The organism is Segetibacter sp. 3557_3 (genome assembly GCF_004354985.1).
Taxonomy (GTDB): domain Bacteria; phylum Bacteroidota; class Bacteroidia; order Chitinophagales; family Chitinophagaceae; genus Segetibacter.
On sequence record NZ_SMSK01000001.1, the window covers coordinates 852,403 to 876,379 of the forward strand.

The window sequence follows — 23,977 nt, forward strand, 5'->3', positions numbered from 1 at the left end:
GCAATTAGATTTTATCAATACCCGTAATTTTCGCCTGCCGCTGTCTAACAGGGAGAACTATAATGAAGGTTGTACCTTCACCTTCCTTGCTATCGGCGGTTATGATGCCGCTGTGCCGTTCAACAATTTTCTTTACGATCGTAAGCCCGATACCAGTACCTGCATATTCTTCCCGGGTATGCAATCGTTGAAACATGGTAAATATTTTATCCAGGTATTTATCGTTAAACCCGATCCCATTATCTGAAATGGTGATACGGCAAAAGTCACCTTTGGCTGAAACGTTGGCACTAAACGATTTTGCTTCAACAAGCTCGCTGGACAATACGATTTTAGGTGCGATGTCCTTTTTCGAAAATTTCAGGGCGTTGCTGATGAGGTTTTGGAAAACCTGCCTGATTTGATCAGGTATCACTTCAACCTCCGGAAAAGTTCCGGTTTCCACAACCGCTTTTTTTTCTGAGATCAATAGTTCCAGGTCTACAACGGTTTCCTGCACAAGCTGCCCAATATCAAAAAGCGTAAACTTCGGTACAATGGAAAGTTTTGAATAGTTCAGCAGGTCGTTGATCAGGTTTTGCATTCGTTCCGACGACGAAATCACCTTTCTTAAGTATTGGGTAGCCGTGGGAAGATCCAGGAGAAAACGGTCGAGTATTAACCTGCTAAATGTGGTAATCTTGCGTAAGGGCTCCTGTAGGTCATGCGAAGCAATTGAGGCATATTGCTGGAGTTCCGCATTACTCATTTCAAGCTTTTTGTTAGCATCTACCAACGCCCTGGTCCGTTCTTCCACCTTTTGTTCAAGCAGGTGCTTTATGTCGTTTAACTCCTTGGTCTGTTTATATAAGCGGGTAAACGTTTTAACTTTCATCATCAGCACGTCGGGGTCGAAAGGCTTGGTAATGTAGTCCACTCCACCTGAGCTGTATCCCCGCGTAATGAAACGCTTGTCAATGTTAACTGCAGAGAGAAAGATAATTGGTATGTCTTTCGACCGGCTATAACCCGATATGATTTCGGCAACTTCAAATCCGTCCATACCGGGCATCTGCACGTCAAGAATGATCAATTCATATTCCTGCTTTAGAATTTTTTTCAAAGACTCCTCACCCGAGCTCGCAGTGTCGACTTCGTAAACATGTAACTGAAGCAATGTTTTTAACGAGTAGAGGTTTTCTCTTTTGTCATCGACAATCAGGATCATAGCTTCGGCACATTAGGATTGAATAAATAAGATGGCTTACCGGCGGATCCGGAAAGCTCCCGTTTTGTTGGAAGTGTGCAGCAGTTATAATCAAAAAGGCACTTGTAGGTGGAAATACCATTACTGCGTACCCGCCTGGTGCGAACGAGAGCATGGCGGCAGGTAAAAGCAGCTTTTATAAGCCTCCATAAAAGGGGCTGGCTCAACCTCGTGGTAACAGTATTCAGCCAAGAAAACAATACGTTTGGTGAAAAATTCAGGGGTTCATCAGGGCGCTTAATTGTCGACGGAAACGCCTGTACGGCATAGCGGGATAAGGATCCTAAGTTGAAAGGGCGTTGATTTATCATAGTTGGATCGTGTAAATCTATTGAAAATGATTATTCCGATCCCAGAATACCATGAAATTGATTTTAGCGTGAATGCTAATGGAGATTAGAAGAAGCACTATGATAAAGCGTATTCAGGGTGCATTGAACGACCAGGTGGAACAACGCTGGCAAACTTCAGCAACAACCTAAATGCTTAGATAACGATTTTGGATTTACTTATGTGCCCCGTTATCCAGGCAATCAGCCACGATCGGCTGGCCGGCAATTATAAGTATCGATGCTTTGTACACACCCCTTTTGCTTTGGGCGTCATTTCGGCTCATCCCACTCAATTTCATCGGCCTCTTCCACAGTAAGGTCATTTTCTTCAAGATCTTCTTCATCCAGCACAGGGGTCCCATCCTCTTCCAGATCATCTTGGCCTGGAATAGCCTCCAAATCGGAGTCCTCTTCAAGCACGTCGTCGGTTTCATTTGGCTGATATACTACGGTTATCATAACTGGCATTTTCGACTTTTCTTGCAAGATCTAAGCCAGCGGATATCTCTAAAACAGGTCAACATTGGCCTAAACGGGGGCGCGGGGTACCAGGGGCAAAAGGTGGAATATGGTGTTGGGGCATTGTTGTTCCACTTTGGGTAGTCGTTGTAGACGAATTTCCATCTTTGCACCCTTTTTTCCCTTGTTATCGCAGAATTGTTCACAATTGAATTGATGCAAATTCGGGCCTGCCATTTGCCTTAAGATATTAAACATAAGTTATATGAAAAAGATAGTGATTGTAGGAATGTTTGTGTTAGGTGGCCTCGGCTTATCAGCACAAACGACAGGTTCAGGCTCAGGTAGCCAAACAGGTTCAGGTCAGACAGGAACAGGTCAATCATCCGGGGGTAGCGGGCAGCAGGGAAAAGGCAAGACAGGGAAAAAAGCAGGTCAAAAAAGCCAGGCCGAACGCAATACTACGCCCGGTAGTCCTACCGGAACAGGCGGAACCGGTGCAGGAGATGGTAGCGGAACTATGCAGGATTCTGTAGGCAGAAGCGGACAATCAGGCCAGCGAGGATCCTCAACACAGGGCCGGACTAACCGAACCAACCGCAGAAAGACAAACGCACAGGGCCAGGGTTCAATGGGAAATCCTACTAAAGGAAAATCCGATACCAAGTCAGGTAATATGCAGGGCACACCTCCAGGTAGTGGAAGCACCGGTACCGGCAGGGGTCAGTAATCAGAAATTTTATAGGGGTATAAGTAGGCTGTCCAACAGGGCAGCTTTTTTTGTGTCGATATATTAGGTTGTGCTTTCCCCATCCGGGAATGATATGGATGAGGTATATGGGATCAGATAAAAAACAGAACATAAAAGCAATCAGGTATTTTCTGCACGGGAAAAAGAGCGAATAGTTGAGCTTAAAACATCTCGCGGTCTACCACCTCGCTGAACACCATTGTTCCTTCGAATTAACCCTTAATCTCCTCTGCTTGTAATTGGGTTCCAATGCCTGTCGCAACAACCATCTTTCTAATTGCTTCTGCAAAGCCATTGTTTGACTCACATAAGCGATGGCGAAGCTTTATCAACACCGGCGAGTTCTTTTTACCTACCCACTCGTCAACAAGCTGTACATGTGCCCTTGCACTCGTCACATTATCCAGGCTCTTACCAACTTTCATTTGCTCAAGCATTCGAACATTCCATTCCTGTTCGAAATGTGCTGTTTTACATAGCACTGGTAACGCGTACAGCAATGCCTGGTAAATTGTCCCATTACCTCCATGACAAATGACAAGGTCAGTGACTCCAAACAGGTCGTGGATATTTACAAAGTTTGATTTGATTACACCAGGCCGGGTCACAAAGTTGTTGTGGTCACCCGCAATAATCATGTTGTAGTTGTCGAAAAGTGGATCATTCAGGAAAGCTCCATTTTGCCAATTCCCGGTGCTCCCCATCGTCACGAAAATGGTTTTTCGTTCAGGATCAAGCTGGTGAAGTAATTCCGAACTGTCGCCGGGAAAGTCATAATACAGGGGCGGAACGAAAAAGTAATTCGCCGGGAGTGTTTTCTGCGGAAACAACTCCGGGAGGTCGCACAAAAGATTGATGTCACCTTCCATTTCATCCTGATATGAGGTCTGCTCAGAAAGCCCGTATTTTGACCTGAGCTGGTTGAACGGTTGGTGTATTTCCTTAAATGACTTCTGTTCGCCAAGGGCAATAAAGTAGTTCGCCATCCTCTCAGGAAGCAACTTTATATAGCCTGCCAATGGGTGGCTCTTCGGCATTGGGTGTACCTGTGCATAATACCTGCTCAGGTAACTGTTCATTAGTGCAACACAGGGTACACCAATACTTTCTGCAGCCATTTTGAGCGTTGGCGACATATCAGCAAGTACGGCTGCCGGCCTTAAGGTTGATATAATTTCAACCTGGTTTAAGTATACTTTTTCAAGGTCATTTTTGTTGATCCAGCTAAAGTCGAAGCGCCGGACACAATCCTGTATGTGATCAGCGTCGAGGTTAATGCCTTCGAAAGTTGCATAGCCTTCCATCCTTACAAAATGCTGGTACTTTTCAGAGTACAGAAATCTGACCTCAAAATATGCACTAAGGTAATTGGCGAGTTTCAGACACCTCAGGTAATGGGCAAGTACATCAAACGGGAAAACCAGTAATAAAGGCTTTGTTTCAACATCATTCATCTTCAATTTTAATTTTGTCAGCAACGGGTACGTACATATACTCTCAATCTTAATTCCAACTTTTGTGGGAGCGAGTTGTAGGTATTCTGCTACAATCCGGGTAGTTCTTCCTATTAAGGTGGAATATTCATGCTAAAATGACCAGCAATAGCAATGGGAGCAAAAACTTGTTCGCCATTGTGTGGAATTTACAAGCGTGGCATAATCGGATGTGCTGATCTTTCAGGCAGCACGCATACCAGCAATAGCGGGCGGCGAGTGGGATGCGGGCCAGCAAGTTGTTGAGCATAGGTATACTTTAAAGGGGCACTCCTAAAATGCGCTCAGCTTCCGATCCAGTATAATTGCCAGCGTAACCGGTACCTGGCTGTGATGACCCTTTCCTTTGACCACCACATAATCGTATTTCAATTTTGGATACTTCCTTAAATCGAAATACTTCTTGGCTTTATTTGCACCGTGCAAAATCCTGTTGAAAACTTCCTTTGAACCTGCTGACAAAAACAAGTACTTATTATGGGTTTGATCATCTGCGAGGCGATCGTAGTTGTAAATCGCATACCGATGCACCCATAGCGCCGGCCCAATTGCGAAAAAATGGCTGAACAGGTTTTCATTTTTAAACAGGCAATAAAAGACAAACAGCCCACCCAGAGAGTGGCCGATAATAGCACTGCTGTTATTAATTACGGGGTACGATCGATTAACGTATGGCACTAATTCATTTTTCACAAAGAGGTAGAAGCGTTCTGCGTGGCTGTTTCGGTTTGTTCGCGTATCGCCCGGCAGGGCAGGCATCATAAAATCCCGTTTTCTTGGCACATTATGGTTGCCTTTGTACCTGTGGCCTATACCAACAAACAACACGTTACTAAATTGATGATCATACCCCTTTGTGGAAAGGAGGAATTGTAGCGCACTGCCCGAGGGGAGGTTTGCATCGAGGTAGTAAACAACTGAATATTTTTGCCCAGAGTCATAAGACGGCGGTACGGAAACATAGATGTCGAAGCTGTCGTTTACAGAACCGGACCAACGAACAAGCTTTGTTGTTGTGAAGGCTGCACCGGATTGAAGCTGCATAGTTACAAGCAGCCAAATAAGGAAAGTCCATTTCGTTATTACTACAGCCGGCAAAAAATCATTCCACGGCCAGGGCCGTTATTGGAGAATCTAAAAGATCATAAATAGGATTTTCCTGGTTCGATGTCGTTTTGTTCAAAACTTTCTCTTGGACCCGGCCTAATCAATTCCTGGAACATCGTTCCGCGCCTGCTGCGCCTCTGGATAGCCATTGCGACGGGCAGTCGAACGGCGGTCGCACTCTTGTACAATTGGAATTTATCTGCTGGTGCGTCCTTATATGACCGGCATAAGCGGCAATCCTAATACTTCAAAAATAACGTCTAATCCAGCATGTCCACGGCTTTATGTAGGCCGTCAAGTTTTTTTTCAAGTGATGGCGTAAATGCAAGAATTGACAAAAAACCCACAAGTGCAAACACCCATATCAATGTGCAGCAAGCCACGCATCAGTAAAAGTAGACGTCCCCTGGTTTTTATTACGGACTTTTATATACGATTTATAGAGCATTAACTTCGTTATTTCCGCCGAATACAACAGTTAAACAGCTGAGATTTTAGGTCAAACTTGTCAAAAAGCTTAAAAACTCCCAGGTGTCTAAACTTGTAAAAACCTGGCAATGTTTGGACAATTAACAGGTGTTTATGGAGCGGTTCTGCTAGTTCATCTGTACATACCGCCTGTTTACCGTTTTGAGGATTGAAAAGCCAAGCGATTAAGTAATTTACGCTCACATTCAGGTCTTTCAATGAATTTTTATGAGCAAAAATCTTACACTATTACTTTTTGTTGTCGCTTTTTATCCTCTTCAGCTGATAGCCCAGGAAAGGGCCTCGGGAACTATTAAAGGTAAACTGAGCGATACAACCTCCAGGCAAAATCTTAAAGATGCAACGATTTCACTTCTCGACGTAAAAGACTCTACTCTGGTTCAATACGCTTTGAGTAAAGCTGACGGCACTTTCACGTTAGAAAATGTTCCTTTTGGCAGCCACCTTCTTTTGGCAAGTTTCCAGGGATATAGAGATAAATACTCAAACGTTTCTTTAAGCACAGATAAACCTGAATTAAATCTAGGAACCATCTTGTTAGAAACCGCGCCTGCAGAACTCGCTGGTGTAACGGTAAAAGCCTCACCCATGGTAATTAAAGGCGATACGAGCGAGTTTAATGCTAATATGTTTAAAACGAAACCAAACTCTACAGCTGAAGACCTGCTCAAGAAAATGCCGGGGCTGGAAGTTGAGAAAGATGGTTCTATAAAAGCGCAGGGGCAAAGTGTAACACGGATTATGGTAGATGGCAAACGGTTTTTTGGTGATGACCCCACCCTTGCAACCCGAAACCTGCCAACAGACATGATCGACAAGATACAGATTGTAGATGCACAAAGTGATCAAAGTGCTTTTAGCGGCTTTGATGATGGTAACAGGCAGATGACAATCAACATTGTTACCAAGAAAGACAGGCGGAAAGGTGTATTTGGCAAGGTGACAGTAGGTGGTGGGAACGACTTAAAGTTAGAAGGCGATTACAGGTATGCTGCCAATACCAACATTAGCTTCATGAATGGAAACAGGCAGATTTCTTTTATCGGACAAGCCAATAACAATAATAACCAGAATTTTTCTGCACAGGATATTTTTGGCGGTGGCGGGGGTGCAGGTGGTGGTCAAAGAGGCGGTGGCGGAGGCCAGAGAGGTGGCGGAGGTGCCGGCGGGTTTGGCGGTGGAGGTTTTGGCGGTGGAGGTTTTGGCGGCGGCGGTTTTGGCGGGGGTTTTAATACGGGACCAACGGGCATTACAAAAACATTGGCGGGAGGTTTAAATTACAGTGATGTTTGGAGCCCAAAAACTTCGGTAAACGGCAGCTACTTCTATAATAGTCAAAACAGGGTACAGAATACAGACAGGTTCAGAGAAACCTATGTAACAGGCGACTCATCTAGATTTACAACATCCAATAGTTTAACAGACAACAAGAACTTCAACAATCGCTTCAACTTCGAGATAGAACATAAGTTCGACACGATGAATTCAATTCTTATCCGGCCTTACTTTACCGCGCAGCAAACGGATAACTTTAGCGAATCAAGATCTTCCACAATCAGGGGAAAAGCCAGTCCCGTAAACGATGTAAGAACAACGAACATCACTGAAAGTAAAGGTTATAACTTTAATAATAACATACTCTACAGGCATAGGTTTGCCAAGCGGGGCCGATCTATTTCTTTTAACTTAACGCAGGCATTAAATAAGAATGAGTCAGACCGGTCAACTTTAAGTTATAATAACTCCAGCCAGGGTGGGGTGATACGCAGGGATACGATAAATCAGATTGCCAATACCGATAGAAATGGTACAACATATGGGGGAACAATCGCATATACAGAACCAATCGGGAAAAAAGGAATGGTAGAACTGAACTATAATTATAACAATAGCAGGAATACTTCTGATCAAAATACGATGCAGTTTAACCGGCTCACTGGTAAATATGATCTTAACAACATTCAGCTAAGCAACAATTTTGAAAATACCAATATTTCCAATCGCTTTTCGGTTAATTACCGCAGGCAAATAAGCGAAGTATTCAATTATACTATGGGGCTAGGCGTGCAGAAATCTGATTTAACAAGTAATAACCTAACTAAAAAAACTTACATCGAGCAGTCATTCTACAACTTTACACCCACATTCATGCTGCAGTATAGAAAAGGCAGGGCTATGAACGTACGCCTGAATTACCGGGGTAACACGCAACAACCTAACGTAACGCAATTGCAGGATGTGATAGATAACTCTAACCCGTTATACATCACAACAGGTAATCCCCAGTTGAAGCAGTCCTTTTCACATAACATCAACCTGATGCTCACCAAGTTTGACCCATTAACCTTCAAAAACATTGTAGTAAGTATAAATGGGAGCATGACTGCGAACAGCATTGGTAACCAGCTTTTCCAAAACAACGACTCAATAACAGTTTTGCTGGATAATGGCATTAGCCTTATACCAAACGCGCAATTTGTACGGCCAATAAATCGTAATGGCGGTTATAACATGAGCGGATTTTTTAACTATGGATTTCCGCTCAAAAATCCAAAATCGAATATTAACCTTACTACGAACGTTAATTATGTACGTTCTGTAAACACGATCACCAGTGTAAACAGGTTTAATAACAGGCTCGGGGGCGCATCAGACCCAAGTTACACCAACAACTATATTCTCGGACAAACTGTTCGGTTTACAATGAATGTAAAAGAACGCCTGGATCTTAATTTTACCAGCAGGTCTACCTTTAATATAGCACAATATTCAGAGCAGTTAAAGGGTGCTATAACAACCACTACTAACAGTTACTTTACCGAAGTTGCCTCAATAGAGCCCACTTATTCTACCAAAAACGGGTTTATTCTTGCAACAGACGTAGACTATAATTTAAGTCGTGGCCAGGCAGAAGGTTACAATCAATCTTTCGCAATGTGGAATGCGAGTATAGCGCAGCAGCTATTCAAGAAAAAACAAGGAGAGATCAGGTTTACCATTTACGACCTGTTAAACCAAAACAGGAGTATTACGAGAGACATTCAACAAAACTATATTGAAGATACCAGGACCGATGTGTTGAGAAGATACTTCATGCTTACTTTCACTTACAACATTCGCAATTTTGGCGGTGGCCAGCAACAGCAACAGCAACAGCGTGGTAACTGGCAGCCAGGCATGCGGCCCGGTGGTTTTGGTGGTCCCGGTGGTTCCGGCGGTCCCGGTGGAATGATTATAAGAGGTAACCAATAAGCAATTAGCAAACATTTAAAAGCCCTGGCAATGCCAGGGCTTTTTTTATACAATCACACCCGGTATACCACCGGCGCGCGCAATAACATTAGAACTGGTTTAGATGGGAAAGTGGCAGACTGTAGCATTATTCCTACCTGGCGGAGCTCCGTAACACGCACGTTATTGGTAAACCCACCGTCAATCGGGAAATAACGGTACACAACTTCTGGAAATAAGAATACACGACTTTAAACAAGCGTAGACAGGTTCTGGTAACAAGGAAGAAGCAGTTGGGATATCGAGGTATTTGGTATTAATGTATCTGGTTAAGGGTTCGGGTCTAGCAGGAATGGGTATTAGGGGCAACTCACTGGCAGGTACATATGCTGGTTTACTTATCAACTCTTCAAGCAAGGAAATGATCAACTAACTGAAGAAATTCGCAAACCGAACTGTTGCTGTAAATACAATAGTACAAGAGTGCGACGCCCCCGTCCGAATGGCTTCAGCCGGGCGGACGTCCGACTGGCGCATCCGGGCGGGCAACAAAAGCTACATCAGGGCGGGATTGCCGGGTACATAAAAATAACAACGGACCATCTAAGATTACAGAAGCTCCGGAGTGCTGAAATGCAGGCTTACTGGTGAAATGACAAGACGAGAAGATAGATATTCTAATTTTTTGAGATACTCCAACAAAAGTTTTCCCACCACCTTAATTCGGTTTTATCAAATTTTTACTTGTTTGAAGAAAAACAATCAATTTCTGTAAGTCCTGCTCTTTATTGAAATCTATTTCATTTTCTTTTAAGTAGTTACTCACCCCGCTATCCGATTTACCATACATCTTTAACAGGTTCTTTTTATTAAAGGCTAAAAAGTTGTTCGACCGGTCTCCTATGAAGTACCTATTTTCTTTTGTGAATATCCGATTGTAGTTCGCAGGTATTCTATGTAACATCCCGCTATTCTTATCGAGTGAAGGAGTGTTTTGGGTAGATCCCGCGGAAGTTGTTTGTCCGTAACTGCTCTCTTGTTCCTTTCCTATTTCTTTCATTTTTTGTTGAACGGCGAATAATAATGATGTATTACCGCCCACTCTCCTTACGTACCCCTCCCTGAAATAATAGAATGTATCCGTAGTTGTTGAAATGAAACGAATGGTTGCTTCATTGTCTATACCCAGGGTGTCACCTTTGGGGTTTATAAATTTAATTTCATCGTCAAACAGGTGATAATTCAACTTTGCGGTTACGAGCGTTCCGTCTTTAAAATGGACACTTCCATTTTGGAATGCAGGATACAGGTAAATTTCGTTAAAAGGAACAGCCTCGTTCAGGCTGCTTCCTGCATTAACAGTAATCGTTTTTGCCTTCTGAGCGGAGGAAGCAAAGGAACTGGCAAAGGAGATTATCATTAAGGCAATTACTGAGATCTTCATTTAATGTTGATGCGTTAAAGGGTGATAGGTGCCTGTTGTCTTGTGACTTACCCCAATGATAACCGACTATGAACATTAAGAAGTTACGCTGACTGGTATGGCTAACCGAAAGCAGGCTACCCTTTTCGTGTTTAGGTTAACGGCCATCCTACCATCTACAGGTGAATCAGCCAAAGCTCATGTCCATAGGCGACTGAGTAACAATGTACTAAAAAAATTTCAACAGAATGATCAGGTGTGGAAATTACGCTTATATTTGAGATTGTAAAACGATTGTTAAATTTCTTTGATTTCGGCAGCATTAACAAATGTTTTGCTGTCTACATTACAACTCAACTCTTGCTATATGTACTTGCCTTGCCTGTTATTCCTTTCACGAGGGTCTCCTCTCCCGTTATTTAGAAGTTTTTACCAACTTTCTCCTCCATTACAATCGCTACAACCTGGTTGCCTTTGCTTCAGCTAAATTCCTAAACAACATTAATCATGACCACTTGTTTACAACAGCGGACAGACTTACCATGTAAAGTTGACACTTTGCCTTACCTCAAAAAACCAATAATTTTCTTTGTTCTCTTACTTGCATTTTTTTCAACCAACCTGCTGGCTCAAAATACGACCACAATAAGGGGTAGAGTTACCTCGGGAGATACTGCATTAACAGGTGTCACTGTGCAGGTAGAAGGCACAACCAGGGCAATCCTGACCAACGATGACGGAAGGTATTCCATCAATGCCCCAGCCAACGGTGCACTGGTGTTTTCTTACGTGGGATTTATCGCTCAAACGATTAGAATTGAAGGTCGTTCTTCAATCGATGTAAAAATGATCTCTTCAGGACAGCAGCTAAACGATGTCGTAGTCGTTGGTTATGGAACACAACGAAGAGCGACGATATCGGGTGCAGTAAGCAGCATTAACTCTGAAACCCTGCTGGAAACTCCGGCAGTAACTACATCAGGAGCACTTGTAGGTAAAGTACAGGGTATCACGGCACGTGCACCAGACTCAAGACCGGGAGCTGGCGTTAACATACAGATACGTAATATGGGAACTCCCTTATTTGTTATCGATGGGGTTCCTGCCGATGCGGGCCAGTTTAACCAACTTGGTATTGCCGATGTGGAAAATATATCGATACTAAAAGATGCTTCTGCCGCAATCTACGGGTTACAGGCAGCGAATGGTGTCGTATTGGTTACTACAAAAAGAGGAAAATCCGGAAAAGCACAAATTAATCTTTCGGGCTACCAGGGTTACCAGAATTTTACCAGGTCTCCAACTCCACCCGATGCGGCTACTTACTTACGTGGACTGGCAACCTCGAATCAAAACCTTCGACTTCAAAATCCTGCAAACTTAACAGCTGAAGAAATAGCCAAATGGGAGGCAGGTACCGAAAAAGGGTACCAAAGTTATGATTACCATAAACATATGTTTCGTCCGAACGTTCCTCAAACCTATCTTAATGCAAGTGCTTCGGGCGGCGGACAAAACAGTAGGTACTATCTGTCTGTCAGTCACATAGACCAGCAAGCGCTGATAAAAGACTTCAACTTTAACCGGACAAATATCCAGGCAAACATTGAAGCAGGATTGGCGAAAGGATTAAAGGTAAGCACACAAATAAGCGGCCGGTATGAGAAACGGCGGCAGGCAGGCGTGCCGGGCCTTGATGATTATTTTAATCCATTCCTCACCGTTTTTTCAATGTGGCCAACTGAAAGACCCTATGCAAATGACAATCCGGCTTATGTAAACGGAGCCGTACACAGTGTTAATGTTAATCCTGCCACTTACAATATGGACGTTACCGGTTATACCCGCGACGACTGGAGGGCAATGAAGTCAATCTTCAGCGTTGAATATGCGTTGCCGTTTGGACTATCCGCAAAAGCTACATACCAGTATAACTACACCATTAATGTTGTAGATGAGTTTGAATACAGGTATCCTGCGTATGTTTATGACCCTCCCACTGCTACTACTCCTGAAAATTACAGAACTGTGCAGGGTAATGATAATCCCTGGAGGCGTAAAATCAGGCAAAACATAGAAAACGATTTCTCTCAACTTCAATTAAATTATAATACTAAAATCGGGGAACATTCAATTGGTGTTACCGCTGCTTACGAGAGGCAGCAAAACAAAGCAGAGAATACCGAGGCACGCGGTCTGCCTCAAAACAATACGGTTGAGTTGATGTATTTCGCTGACATGAACGTATATAATAATGGTTTCAACGAAATCGCAAGGGCAGGCTATGTTGGCAGGGTTAATTATAACTATAAACAAAAGTACATTGTTGAAGCATTAGGGCGGTACGATGGATCGTACTTATATGCAAAGGGTCAGCGGTACGGGCTCTTTCCCGGAGCTTCAGTTGCCTGGAGAATAACAGAAGAAAACTTTTTCAGAAATAGCGGTGTAAGCAGGAGCTTTAATGAGTTAAAATTTAGAGCTTCTTATGGCCAAACAGGAGCTGAAATTGGAGCAAACCCTTTTGCCTTTTTACAGGGATACAATTTTGCGCAAGGTAATGCTGTTTTTAATGGCGTACTTACAACTGGTGTTGCTCCAACAGGATTGCCCAATACCCTTTTAACCTGGGTAACAAATACCAACAAAAATATTGGTTTAGACTGGGCAATTCTCAGGAATAAATTATCAGGACAAGTTGATGTTTTTGAACGTAAACGTACGGGTCTTCCCGGTCCAAGAACTGATATATTGCTTCCGCAGGAAGTTGGTTATGTCCTTCCCAACCAAAACCTTGATGCTGCTGATGCCATCCGTGGTGTGGAAGGTATAATAACTTATGCTAATACTACCAGGGGAGGTTTTCAGTATACTGTAAGCGCAAACGCCACAGTTGCAAGAGGCCGGAGTTTATACGCCTACAGACCAAGATTTGAAAACTCATGGCATGAATACCGTACTTCAACAGAAGACAGGTGGCAGAATGTAAACTTCGGTTACATTGTATCGGGGCGCTTTCAGTCCCAGGAAGACATCGATAATCATCCTATCAACAATGACGGACAGGGAAATCGTACCCAGCTTCCCGGCGACCTGATATATGAGGATGTGAATGGAGATAAAATTATAAACGGACTTGATGAGCGGCCTATCGGTTATGCCCAGGGTGCTCAGCCCTATATGAGTTTTGGTATTAACTCCAACTACTCCTATAAAGGGATCTCCTTTCAGCTCGATTTTTCAGGAGCTACCATGCAAACTTTCGCACGTTCAGTTGAGTTGCAAATTCCTTTTCAGAATAATGGAGCTGGTGTAGGATATCTTATCAGCGATGCCTGGCAACGTGCCGATCCGTTCGATCCAAATAGTCCCTGGAGACCTGGCACATACCCCGCTGTTCGGAAAGATCAGCCCAACCATAACAACTATTCACGTCCAAATAATTTCTGGAGAAGAAACGTAAGTTATGTACGGTTAAGAAATATTGAGGTGGCATACGATTTTCCAAAAGCGTGGCTTGGTAAAGCCAATATCAGTGGGCTTCGTGTCTATGTTCACGGTACTAATATCTTCTCCATAGATAATACAAAAGAGTTTCAAACTGATCCGGAAATATCCTCCGAGGGTGGATTGGTGTACCCGCAACAAAAGCTATTTACTTTTGGTTTTAATTTAAATCTTTAACGATAACAATATGAAAAGTTTATTAAAATATACCATTTGTTGTCTTGTTATCCTTTCTGGTTCCTGTAAAAAGAAGGATTTTCTGGAAAGACAATCACAGACGCTTTTGGCACCTGAGCAGGTATTTAATGATCCTTTATTAATTACAGGAGTTCTTGCTAACTATTACAACAGGTTACCGGCTGATGCTTCCTTAACAACCAACTGGCAGCGGCACGCAACTTACGACGATGCCATTTGGGGCGGGGGCGGTAATGCCGGTGATGAAATAAGAAACTCTTTTACTTCGTACGCTACTGATACCTGGAGAAGTTGGAATTACGGGTTTATCAGGGACATTAACCTGGCCTTAGAGAATATGGAGTCTGCTGGTACCAAACTGACAACACCGCAAAAATCACAGTTTAATGCAGAGTTCCGGTTCTTAAGAGCTTTTACCTATTTTGATATGGTGAAAAGAATGGGAGGAGTACCTATAGTAACAACTACGCTTACCACCGACAAAGGAGATTACGAAACGTTACGCCGACCAAGAGATACAGAAGCTGCGGTGTACGATTTTATTGCTGCTGAATGCGATGCGATAAAAGATAACATAGGAAACGGAACAAGTCAAACACGAGCAAATAAGTTTGCTGTTCTTGCCCTTAAATCCAGGGCTATGTTGTACGCGGGTTCGATTGCCAGGTATAATAGCCTACTTGCTGCTCCTATCACCCTTCCAGGGGGAGTAGTGGGTATTCCAAGTGAAAAAGCAAGTGACTATTACCAAAAAGCTTTGGACGCTTCTAAAGAGATTATTAACAGCGGAACTTATACATTATATAATAAAAACCCCAATCCGGGCGATAACTTCTTTGAAGCAATCACTAAAAAAGGGCTGGCGAATACGGAGGTAATTTTAGCCCAGGATTTTTTACAGGCAAAGGGAAGGAACCATACATTTAGTTATGACAATATTGCGCGTGGCATTCGTGAGGATAACCTTGGTTCCTCTGCAATCTCACCTACTTTAAACCTCGTTGAAAGCTTCGAATATTTAGATGGTACACCTGGCGTATTGAGAAACAGAACGGCAGATAACAGCGACTATATCTATTACGATAAACTCGACGACATCTTCGCTAACAAAGATGGCCGGTTGCATGGAACAGTAATGTTGCCCGGTACTACTTTTAAAGGAGCCCGAGTGAGCTTGCAAGCAGGGTTGAAGATATGGAACCCCGCTACCAATACTTATACGACCAGCGAAAATTCAGCTCAGGGTGTTGAAACTTTTTACACTGACGGAAAACTATGGACAGGGTCATCAGGCCCTGTGCGTTCAGGATTAGATATTTCTAATACGGGCTTCAATCTAAAAAAGTTCATTGACCCACTGCCGGGATCTTCTAATCGCGGACAACAAAGTGATATTTGGTGGATCAGATTTCGTTTAGGCGAAGTTCTACTTAATGCAGGTGAAGCTGCGTTTGAATTAGGCCGAACTGGAGAAGCGTTAGGCTACATTAATAAGGTAAGGGAAAGAGCTGGTTTCACCACTGGTCTGACTACCTTAACTATTGATAGAATTCGTAATGAACGTAGGGTGGAACTAGCTTTCGAAGACCACCGCGTTTGGGATTTGATAAGATGGAGAATTGCGCATATTCTCTGGAATGGTAACACAGCAAACCCAGATGCAAATCTTTTCGCCTTATATCCTTATCGCGTTATCCGTCCTGGCGATCCCGCACGCCATGATAAATATGTTTTCGATAAAATAGTAGCTCCAAGATTTAGAGCAGCACGTTTTTTCCAGATTAATAATTACTATTCTTCGATAGCGCAAGGCGTTATAGATGCTAATCCCTTAATTATTCGTAACCCAGGACATTAAAATATATGAAAAAGAAATTTGTATACTTAACTGCAAGTGTAGTACTCACGTTCTTGTTTCTTGGGTGCAAAAAAGACAACTTCAAGGCACCTGAGTCAACTATAACCGGAAGGATCGTTTACCAGGGTCAGCCGATTGGTGTTCGTTCGAATGGTGTTCAACTTGAACTATGGCAGTATGGCTACCAGCTGTTCAACAAAGTGCCGGTTTATATTGCACAGGACGGAACATTTTCCATCAAAATATTCGATGGAAGTTACAAGCTAACCAGGCTTCGGACTAATGGGCCCTGGCAGGACCAAACGGATAGTATCGATATACAATTAAACGGTTCTGCAAACATTGATGTGCCGGTAACTCCATACTATACTGTTGGCGACGATACCTATGCCTTTAATAAAGCAGATTCGACTATTTCCGGCACCTTCAAAATCAACCAGGTGCTCACAACCCGGGCAATCGAAAGGATCTCATTTCACGTTTCTACAACCAACATCGTTGATCTGACAAATCAAATTGCTTTTGCTTCGATAGATGTTGCTCCTCCCGCGAATGCCTTAACAGCACCTGTCACCTTAAACCTCGATATCCGGCCAAGAATGTATACCGCTCCAAACCAGGCACAAGCAAAATTATTGTTGGAAGATATACTTAGAAAAAAGTATGCTTTTGTGCGTTTTGGCGTGAAACCGGTTGGTGTAGCCGAAAGGATTTATACCACTGTGAAGCGGATTGAGTTGCCTTAACTGGTACATATAACAAGAATCGGAACAGCTATAATTACACTGCAAGCACGATGGTGTAATCATAGCTGTTTTTTTATTCTCCTGGTCAAGTTTTTAATGTAATTGCTATTGGTGATTAAACTTCCGTATTTCTTATCAGCTCAAAACTTTAAGCGCGGAGATGCTGTAAGCTTATCAGCATGGATGGACAAAACCAGGTTCCAAAGCAAACAACTAAAGGTGATGCGCCAGTAACCCTTGCGATCAGTAATTAAAAGTTATGGTCACCGGAAAATCCTTTTCTGTCTGAGCTTAAAGTAGCAGTTCTGGGCAATGGTAAAGTGGTTATGGAGGTCTCCAGTTACTTGGGGACGGGCAAAATTTACATGCAACCAGATGCAAATCGTAGCCACTACAAAGTTTATACGAAGCTAGTTAGGAGGTTAATTGAGAGAAAGAGAACATTGCCCAGAAAATAACGGCCTCGGAACACTTACAAAGCTGACTGAGGGCGTAAAAACGTCTTCTATAAGGGAGTCAGGTTTATTTGAATGTGTTGAGTTGATCAGCCCTTAAGTCTTTGCTCGGTTTTGAAAAGCCCTGACCATTGGTCGATTTAAACGTAATCATACACCGTCAGATCATATTTGTACAGAACTGGTGTTATTGGTGCCCAACGTACTTTCAGTGTTTCCACATCGCCGGTTAACCTCCTCCCATGCACTTGATACCAGGAAGGGCTGCTATCTGTTCCTGCCTCCCAGATCTGCAGTTTCATAAAGAATTGTTTTGTTGACCAGCAGTAAAACTAAACCCAACATCGTTGCCCGCCCGGCTGCGCCAGTCGGACGCCTGCCCGGATGAACCGTTTCGGACGGGGGTGTCACTCACTTCAACTTATAGGGTTCTATTCAGCTTTTTCCAACCGCTATCGAATTCTTAGACGCTGGTTAAGCACCCCATTTCAATAAGGCTATTGTTTTTCAATCATAGGCCAGCCATTGCTCCAGGTCATTTTCATGATCCCTAGTTTAGAGCCTTCTACTACATACTTGTGATATACAAGATAATCTACGCCATCAAAGGTGTAAGCCGAATTGTGTCCCAGGGCATATACCACTATAGGCTCTTTAGTGTCGCCTCCAAGAACAAGCGTACCACCTCCTTTCGCCATATCCACCCCGTCTTTATCCAGGTAAGGACCGGCAACTTTTTCAGAGCGGCCTACCCTAATGTTGTAATCGCTTCTGATGCCCTGGCAGCATCTGTCCCACGACACAAACAAATAGTAATAGTTTTCTTTTTTAAAAATGAAAGGACCTTCTATGGCAGTGGAGCCTCCAGATCGGCTTGCGATAGTTGACCAGGTCTCAGGTTTCGCGATGGTCTTGAAATCCTTTTTGAGTTTAACCAATTTGATGCCGTTCCAGAACGAGCCGAAGTTAAACCAGGGAGTGCCGGTTTCGTCAAGTATAACGTTTGGATCAATTGCATTCCATTGGTCGCGGCCGACAATCGATTGTACAACCATGCCCTGGTCTTCCCACTTGTAATCCGGTGAGGAGGGATTAAGGGTTTTATTGGTGGTTAAACCAATTGCAGATGAATTTTTCCCGAATGATGAGGCAGAATAATACAGGTAGTATTTGCCATCGTAGTGGTAAACATCCGGCGCCCAGAAACCAGTGCCGCGAAAGCCCGGTACGGCATCAGGAACCCATGCCGGTGTAGTGGTAAATACGGGTGGCTCTTTTCTCCAGTTGATCAAATCTTTAGATGACCAGGTTACAATACCGCCATTGGTGCCAAAAACGTAATAAGTATCACCGTCTTTACCCATCACCGGATCATGGATATCCGGGTTCTTTGTTACTGCGCCTACAGGCATCGGGTAATTCTCACCAAAACCCCTGTCCTTGGGACGCAGCTTCACAGCGTCGGCAAACGCCTTTTTCTGTGTTGAATTTAGTAAAGCAATAAATTTCTTTTCACTGGCAGTCCTTAAAGGAGTAAGCTTAGGTGCCAAAGCGGCTACCTGTGCCTGGCGTTCGCCCATGCTCAGGTTTTGGGGGAGTGTGGCGGTGATTTCGTCTGACAACTTGTATTGATCAACAAGAATAGCCTGAGCTTTTGTCTTCTGCTCGAAAGTGAGATTCAGCGGTTCAAACATCCAGCTGGCGATCATCTGCTGCGCCCTTATTTCAGGCGTTAAAGGAGTTCGGTTTCCCCCACCCCCGCCTTGTTGTCCACCAGCTTGTCCAAAACCTGTGCCTTGCGGGCGGGCCTGTACTATGGCAGCGTAAGTAGTTTTCTGTGCATCAGTTAACAAGTCCCGAAATTTTGCCTCACTGGCTTGCATTATAGCATTCCTTCTTGATTGTAAAGCTTCATTTCCGCCGCCTTGTGCAGAAGCTATGAGGCTATCTAATGACTTATACTCTGCGGTCAGGATTACCAATGCTTTCGCCCGCTGCTCTGACGTGAGGTTCACGGCATTTAAAGTCTGTCCATCAAGATAACGCTGAGCTCTTTGTTCCGGTGTTGAAGTTGGCTGAGCAGCTGCAATAAACCACATAGTTGTAAACAAGCCCAGGAAAAAGAATTTTTTCATATATCAACTTAAATTGTATGAAAGCTCTACACTGGTTTGTTCAATCTCAACCAACCATTGCAGAAAACTTCAAGAAGGTGTCCACTAATATCCTACTTTTTTCCAATAGTATACCAATGTCGTTTACTTAAGGTGAGTGGCAGAAATTTGGTGAATAAAGGGATGCGGTACAAGGGAGTGACACCCGTCCGAACGGGGTTCATCCGGGCGGGCAACGATGGCAAATAGAATTCCCACAGCTGGTCACCAAAGATTTCTCTTAAGTAAACGACATTGAAGCATATACTATCGCATTTAGCAAGCCGGAATGTATCCTTTCAAAGCCCGCTGTTTGACATTCGATTTTTTATCTTGGACCAGGCGGATTAGCGGGAGGGTTCGCACTTATAAAATCAAACAGTTTTTTATCGTGATTGTATACAACTTTGCATGCATTATCAAAGATCATAGTTGCCCCTTTTTCAGGATTGAAAGGTTCCCACTTAGGTAATCCTTTGCCGTTGGGATTGCCTGTTTTTACAAAATTGATCCAGGCAGAACTGATTTTATCAGCAAGTTCATATGCTTCCTTTCCCCCGCCTGTAAGTGTGCGCCCCATCGCGATATTATTGAACATAAAAGGTAGTTCCATCCCGTGAGATGCTCCCAAACTTCCGTCATTCACAGGAGACTGCCATGTAAAAAGATAAATGTATGCCGGTGCGCCTCCCTGTTTACTCTTTGCAGCAGCCTGTTTTATTGCGCCACCCCTAAATTGGCTATCAAAAGTTAAGATATGCTGTGGTTGATTATCGTTGGGATAAGCTTCTTTATATAATGCAATGTATTGATCAACCTTTTCCGTGCTGTAGCGCCTTGTTAGATTCGCTTTTACCTGTTCTATGGTCTGCGGGGTAATAATAGCGCGATTGTTATAGGTAAACTCGTTCAGATTTGTGCCAATGAGCATAGCAACATTTTTCGAGAAGTCAGCAGGAGCAGGATCAAATGGACTTTGCACAATGTATTTACCATCGACAGTTGGACTAAAACCACCCCTTATAGTACTACCAGCCGTTCTAAGTGTATTTGAAGCTGTCTGCCCTGCTGAAACAAGTTGCTGGTAGGTAACCTGACTTAAAGTATCTGTGTTTTGCGGAGTAGCACCAAGTGCTGCAGCAAATGCCATCCCATACGCTTTAGAATCTTCACCTTTGCCAAGCGTGAGGGTAGAACCACTCTGCACGATGGCTCTCTGAAACAAGCCCGTAGCCGAAGGCATAGCCATCAAAGTGGAAACCTTGCCTCCTCCACCCGACTGTCCATCGATTGTCACGGAATTAGGGTCACCTCCAAAATTTTCAACATTGTCCCGAACCCATTGCAGGGCAGCAACCAAATCCTGCTGACCAAGATTAACAGATTCCGAATATTTACCGCCAAGACCCCTTAAATCAGCATAGCCTAAAACATTGAGCCGGTGATTGACAGTTACAACTACGATATCTCCCTTATGAGCCAAAGACCGCCCATCAAAAAAAGGCAGTTGGTTAGCGGATCCACTCGCATAGCCCCCACCGTGAATCCATACCCATACCGGTCTTTTCTTTCCATCGTTTATGCCCCGTGACCAAACATTAAGCACAAAGCAATTCTTTTCATCCTGGGGCTCTTTGTTAAACTGAAATCCAAAGTTATAGTCGCCTTGTCCACCCCAATTTAGCAAGGAGCTTTGCACTGCCTGCGGGCCGTATATGGTTGTTTGCCGAACATCTTCCCACTTGTCAGGTGCCTGAGGAGGCATAAATCTTTCCGCTTTTGCATATGGAATTCCCTTAAAAGCATAGATACCGTCGTCGATGTATCCACGAACCTTACCATACTTAGTAGAAACCACTGCAATATCCTTCCCGGTTAGAATGGGACCTGGTTTTTGCCGGGAATAACCGGCAGTAGTCATCAACAGGAATAATGTTAGCGTAAAAAAGCATTGTTTTTTCATAATGGCGGTTTATATGTTTGCTGGATAGGTTGATCTTAGAAGCTGTAGAAATTTGAAAACCCCTTTAAATATAGCCCTGAGTCGCCCATAGGTTTGCTGACAAAGTGATCACCCCTTAAGCGCGACGATGATGTTATGAAAACCGGTGCTGGTATTACAAAAAACATACAATATTCGTAGTCACCAATCTTTCCTGTCCAACCACTAACGAGGGCCAAGCTTCGCTATTTTCGAACAGATCTTGGTACAATCCTCGCTCCTATTAGCGGCCAATTATCTTTATCACAATCAAGTGTTTTGATCCTGATTTTGCGCTATCACAAAGCAGTTCTTGTACATTTTGTTAATGAAAACTAATAAATTATTATTCAATGTCATCCTTGTAGAGAAGATGGTAACGGACAGTTGTTTCTCATGACGTCATTGTTGTAGCCAGTGTGGAGCGTTAAATCGGCATCACTCACGTGACAGCAAATTCCGAAGCAACGGCAAAGAGCTTTCAGTAAACGACATTGCATTATTTCCGGTCGTAACTTGTCGTTTGCAGCTTTCATAACCGCTATTTAATTAGCTGATACGCTTTGCTCAGGAACAAAGGATAAAGTGCTTCGCGGCGCGGCATATTCAAATAAAATAAGGCTATCATATTGTTTTCCGGATCAATAATATATTCGGTCCCGTACAACCCACCCCAGGCGAATGCGGTATTCGACACAGCAGGAACAGGTTTTTTCTGCTCATTATACAATTCAAATCCAAGACCGAATTGAAAACCCTTACCACCGGAATTTACTTCCGGTAAGCGATTCACTTTTGTCATCATATCAATAGTCCGGGTTTTAGAATTCTGCGTCCGTTGAATGTTCCCCTGTTAAGCAACATCTGGCAGAATTTGGCATAGTCTTCAATCGGCCCATTCAGTCCTATTGCGCCTTCTGCATAGGTTTGATCTTTACTGATAGTGCCTTCGCTGAAATTATTCGGCGCGGCCTCAAGCTTTCCATCAGCGTAATTATATGCCTTCACAAAACGACTGAGTGCGGCCGGTTCAAAATACCAATCCGTATTGTTCATGCCAAGAGGTTGCAGTATTGTTTCTTTCACATACTGGCGTAACGACTTGCCCGAAATACGCTCAACCATATACGCCAGCATGTTAGTACTGATATGGTAGTTCCATTCGCTGCCGGGATCGAAACCTAGCGGATACTTTGCCAAAGCATGCATATCATCTTTCAAGTACCGTGCATTGCCTGCACCGCCTGTGCGCTGACCCATGCCTCTCCTTGTAGAAGTGTCTCCATTAGCTCTGCGGATTGAATCAGCTTTCTGCGTCTCAGCACGGCGAATTCTGCCTACAAGTCCCGCGTTCAATCCCGAAGAATGCGACATCAGGTGTATAAAGGTCATGGGTGTAGCTACCGGGCGGGATTCATACGTTCCATCGTTATGAACAGCCGTAACCACTTGATCAGAAATTTCAGGGAAGTATTTTGAAACCGGATCATCAATCTTAACCAGGCCTTTTTCAACAAGTGTCATAAAAGCAACAGTAGTAACTGCTTTTGTTTGCGAGAATAAGATATAATAATCCTCCGGAGTTGCGGGGATACCTTTCTCCACATCCTTCCAGCCAAAAGCCTTTTTGTAAACAACATCGCCGCCCTTTGCTACAAAGGCGGTAACATTTGCCACCTTCTTTTGGTCTACAAACGACTGGAGTAAAGAGTCGATGGCTGCAATTTTTTCAGCACTGGTCCCGGCTTTTTTCAAATCAGCTTTGGAACTGAATTGCTTTGGAACATTGGCTGCGGATGTTTGTTGTGCGTGGCATTCAGCGTTAAGGGCTGTAGCAATAATAAGGGCTACACTAAAGCAGATCTCTTTCATTTGTTAAGTTGTCTTAGTTGTCGAATGTAAAACTTCTTTTAGAAGTGGCTCGGTTCAAAAGACAGCTTCACAATAAAGCCTGAGTCCTTTCATTGTATGCTGACGAAGCGATTATTTCGGAAGTAATGTTTTTAAATGACCGCAATGAAACAAAGCTTCGTGAGACCACAACCACAATATATTGGTGCCACTTCGCTTCGCTATTTGCGCGGAAACGACGACGCAATGAAAGTCTTTTGCTGTTACCATAAAGATACACTTGAACAGCTTCTAAGAAAATCTATTAGTGCTTAACTGTCCCTGCTTAAGATACTGCGCTAAGCATTTTTCATTCCGGGGTTGGTAACCGAAAGTCGAATGGTTGATTGTTTATTGTTAACTCAATCCATCGGATCGTTGTAGAAACACCTTTACCATTTCCCGGGTCGTCTGACGAACCGAATATGGGAAAGCAAACGACTTTCGCTTGTATATTAGATGAAGGTGACCACACCTGCGGCAGGCGACGAAACGAGCACAAAAAAACCCACACAAGGTGGGCTTTGTGGATCGTACTGGACTCGAACCAGTGACCCCTACTCTGTCAAAGTAATGCTCTAAACCAACTGAGCTAACGATCCGCGAGGTGCCAAATGTAGGCATTAATCCATTTACCCAGAAACAGATTTACGCTGGT

At 43.6% G+C, this 23,977-nt stretch carries 16 protein-coding genes and 1 tRNA gene; 6 read left to right on the forward strand and 11 right to left on the reverse strand.

The features are described 5' to 3' along the window. Positions 1-4: 4 nt before the first annotated feature. Entirely contained in the window at positions 5-1,207 is a 1,203-nt protein-coding gene (locus EXU57_RS03020; RefSeq protein WP_133266673.1) for an ATP-binding protein, read from the reverse strand. A gap of 108 nt (positions 1,208-1,315) precedes the next feature. Here EXU57_RS03020 and EXU57_RS03025 point away from each other — a divergent pair, with 108 nt between their 5' ends. Next, positions 1,316-1,516, forward strand: a complete 201-nt coding sequence (locus EXU57_RS03025; RefSeq protein WP_133266674.1) for a hypothetical protein — start codon at positions 1,316-1,318, stop codon at positions 1,514-1,516. A 332-nt stretch (positions 1,517-1,848) separates the two neighbouring features. Here the strand turns inward: EXU57_RS03025 and EXU57_RS03030 are convergent, their stop codons facing one another. Next, positions 1,849-2,037 (reverse strand): hypothetical protein, encoded by a 189-nt coding sequence (locus EXU57_RS03030; RefSeq protein ID WP_133266675.1) that lies wholly within the window; start codon positions 2,035-2,037, stop codon positions 1,849-1,851. A gap of 265 nt (positions 2,038-2,302) precedes the next feature. On the opposite strand from EXU57_RS03030, the gene EXU57_RS03035 reads away from it, so the two are divergent. Continuing rightward, positions 2,303-2,767, forward strand: a complete 465-nt coding sequence (locus EXU57_RS03035; protein ID WP_133266676.1) for a hypothetical protein — start codon at positions 2,303-2,305, stop codon at positions 2,765-2,767. Positions 2,768-3,000: 233 nt separating this feature from the next. Here EXU57_RS03035 and EXU57_RS03040 read toward each other — a convergent pair whose 3' ends face one another. Together EXU57_RS03040 and EXU57_RS03045 are read right to left on the reverse strand one after the other, a co-directional pair. Beyond that, positions 3,001-4,242 carry a glycosyltransferase gene (locus EXU57_RS03040; protein ID WP_133266677.1) on the reverse strand — a complete coding sequence of 414 codons (1,242 nt, stop codon included), beginning with the start codon at positions 4,240-4,242 and terminating at the stop codon, positions 3,001-3,003. Between the two features lie 312 nt (positions 4,243-4,554). Further along, the gene (locus EXU57_RS03045) at positions 4,555-5,325 is read right to left on the reverse strand and encodes an alpha/beta hydrolase (protein ID WP_133266678.1); all 771 of its coding nucleotides are present in this window, start codon (positions 5,323-5,325) and stop codon (positions 4,555-4,557) included. A 759-nt stretch (positions 5,326-6,084) separates the two neighbouring features. Here EXU57_RS03045 and EXU57_RS03050 point away from each other — a divergent pair. After that, positions 6,085-9,129: an outer membrane beta-barrel protein gene (locus EXU57_RS03050; protein WP_133266679.1), complete on the forward strand. Its 3,045-nt coding sequence runs from the start codon at positions 6,085-6,087 to the stop codon at positions 9,127-9,129. Between the two features lie 697 nt (positions 9,130-9,826). Here EXU57_RS03050 and EXU57_RS03055 read toward each other — a convergent pair. Further along, the gene (locus EXU57_RS03055) at positions 9,827-10,552 is read right to left on the reverse strand and encodes a hypothetical protein (protein WP_133266680.1); all 726 of its coding nucleotides are present in this window, start codon (positions 10,550-10,552) and stop codon (positions 9,827-9,829) included. A 486-nt stretch (positions 10,553-11,038) separates the two neighbouring features. On the opposite strand from EXU57_RS03055, the gene EXU57_RS03060 reads away from it, so the two are divergent. The 3 genes from EXU57_RS03060 to EXU57_RS03070 are packed head-to-tail and all read left to right on the forward strand — an operon-like array spanning position 11,039 to position 16,840. Beyond that, positions 11,039-14,215, forward strand: coding sequence for a SusC/RagA family TonB-linked outer membrane protein (locus EXU57_RS03060; protein ID WP_133266681.1), 3,177 nt, complete (start codon positions 11,039-11,041; stop codon positions 14,213-14,215). 10 nt (positions 14,216-14,225) lie between these two features. Continuing rightward, entirely contained in the window at positions 14,226-16,094 is a 1,869-nt protein-coding gene (locus tag EXU57_RS03065; protein ID WP_133266682.1) for a RagB/SusD family nutrient uptake outer membrane protein, read from the forward strand. A gap of 5 nt (positions 16,095-16,099) precedes the next feature. Next, positions 16,100-16,840: a DUF3823 domain-containing protein gene (locus EXU57_RS03070; RefSeq protein ID WP_133266683.1), complete on the forward strand. Its 741-nt coding sequence runs from the start codon at positions 16,100-16,102 to the stop codon at positions 16,838-16,840. Between the two features lie 595 nt (positions 16,841-17,435). Here the strand turns inward: EXU57_RS03070 and EXU57_RS24960 are convergent. The 6 genes from EXU57_RS24960 to EXU57_RS03095 all read right to left on the reverse strand — a co-directional run bounded on the left by EXU57_RS24960 (position 17,436) and on the right by EXU57_RS03095 (position 23,921). Next, complete coding sequence (locus tag EXU57_RS24960) at positions 17,436-17,597, reverse strand: hypothetical protein (RefSeq protein WP_165958010.1); 162 nt, start codon at positions 17,595-17,597, stop codon at positions 17,436-17,438. Between the two features lie 195 nt (positions 17,598-17,792). Then, positions 17,793-19,430 carry an arabinan endo-1,5-alpha-L-arabinosidase gene (locus EXU57_RS25330; RefSeq protein WP_207955369.1) on the reverse strand — a complete coding sequence of 546 codons (1,638 nt, stop codon included), beginning with the start codon at positions 19,428-19,430 and terminating at the stop codon, positions 17,793-17,795. 346 nt (positions 19,431-19,776) lie between these two features. After that, positions 19,777-21,411: a carboxylesterase/lipase family protein gene (locus EXU57_RS03080; protein ID WP_133266684.1), complete on the reverse strand. Its 1,635-nt coding sequence runs from the start codon at positions 21,409-21,411 to the stop codon at positions 19,777-19,779. A gap of 559 nt (positions 21,412-21,970) precedes the next feature. Next, positions 21,971-22,234 (reverse strand): serine hydrolase, encoded by a 264-nt coding sequence (locus EXU57_RS03085; RefSeq protein ID WP_133266685.1) that lies wholly within the window; start codon positions 22,232-22,234, stop codon positions 21,971-21,973. Next, on the reverse strand, positions 22,231-23,301 hold the full coding sequence (locus EXU57_RS03090) for a serine hydrolase domain-containing protein (protein WP_133266686.1): 1,071 nt from the start codon (positions 23,299-23,301) through the stop codon (positions 22,231-22,233). The genes EXU57_RS03085 and EXU57_RS03090 overlap by 4 nt, the downstream gene beginning before the upstream one ends. 545 nt (positions 23,302-23,846) lie before the next feature. After that, a tRNA-Val gene (locus EXU57_RS03095) sits at positions 23,847-23,921 on the reverse strand. Between the last annotated feature and the right edge of the window lie 56 nt (positions 23,922-23,977).

Coding starts and splice junctions, on each gene's coding strand:
- EXU57_RS03020 (WP_133266673.1), bottom strand. CDS start 1,207: ATGATCCTGATTGTCGATGACAAAAGAGAAAACCTCTACTCGTTAAAA.
- EXU57_RS03030 (WP_133266675.1), bottom strand. CDS start 2,037: ATGATAACCGTAGTATATCAGCCAAATGAAACCGACGACGTGCTTGAA.
- EXU57_RS03035 (WP_133266676.1), top strand. CDS start 2,303: ATGAAAAAGATAGTGATTGTAGGAATGTTTGTGTTAGGTGGCCTCGGC.
- EXU57_RS03040 (WP_133266677.1), bottom strand. CDS start 4,242: ATGAATGATGTTGAAACAAAGCCTTTATTACTGGTTTTCCCGTTTGAT.
- EXU57_RS03045 (WP_133266678.1), bottom strand. CDS start 5,325: ATGCAGCTTCAATCCGGTGCAGCCTTCACAACAACAAAGCTTGTTCGT.
- EXU57_RS03050 (WP_133266679.1), top strand. CDS start 6,085: ATGAGCAAAAATCTTACACTATTACTTTTTGTTGTCGCTTTTTATCCT.
- EXU57_RS03055 (WP_133266680.1), bottom strand. CDS start 10,552: ATGAAGATCTCAGTAATTGCCTTAATGATAATCTCCTTTGCCAGTTCC.
- EXU57_RS03060 (WP_133266681.1), top strand. CDS start 11,039: ATGACCACTTGTTTACAACAGCGGACAGACTTACCATGTAAAGTTGAC.
- EXU57_RS03065 (WP_133266682.1), top strand. CDS start 14,226: ATGAAAAGTTTATTAAAATATACCATTTGTTGTCTTGTTATCCTTTCT.
- EXU57_RS03070 (WP_133266683.1), top strand. CDS start 16,100: ATGAAAAAGAAATTTGTATACTTAACTGCAAGTGTAGTACTCACGTTC.
- EXU57_RS24960 (WP_165958010.1), bottom strand. CDS start 17,597: ATGAAACTGCAGATCTGGGAGGCAGGAACAGATAGCAGCCCTTCCTGG.
- EXU57_RS25330 (WP_207955369.1), bottom strand. CDS start 19,430: ATGAAAAAATTCTTTTTCCTGGGCTTGTTTACAACTATGTGGTTTATT.
- EXU57_RS03080 (WP_133266684.1), bottom strand. CDS start 21,411: ATGAAAAAACAATGCTTTTTTACGCTAACATTATTCCTGTTGATGACT.
- EXU57_RS03085 (WP_133266685.1), bottom strand. CDS start 22,234: ATGATGACAAAAGTGAATCGCTTACCGGAAGTAAATTCCGGTGGTAAG.
- EXU57_RS03090 (WP_133266686.1), bottom strand. CDS start 23,301: ATGAAAGAGATCTGCTTTAGTGTAGCCCTTATTATTGCTACAGCCCTT.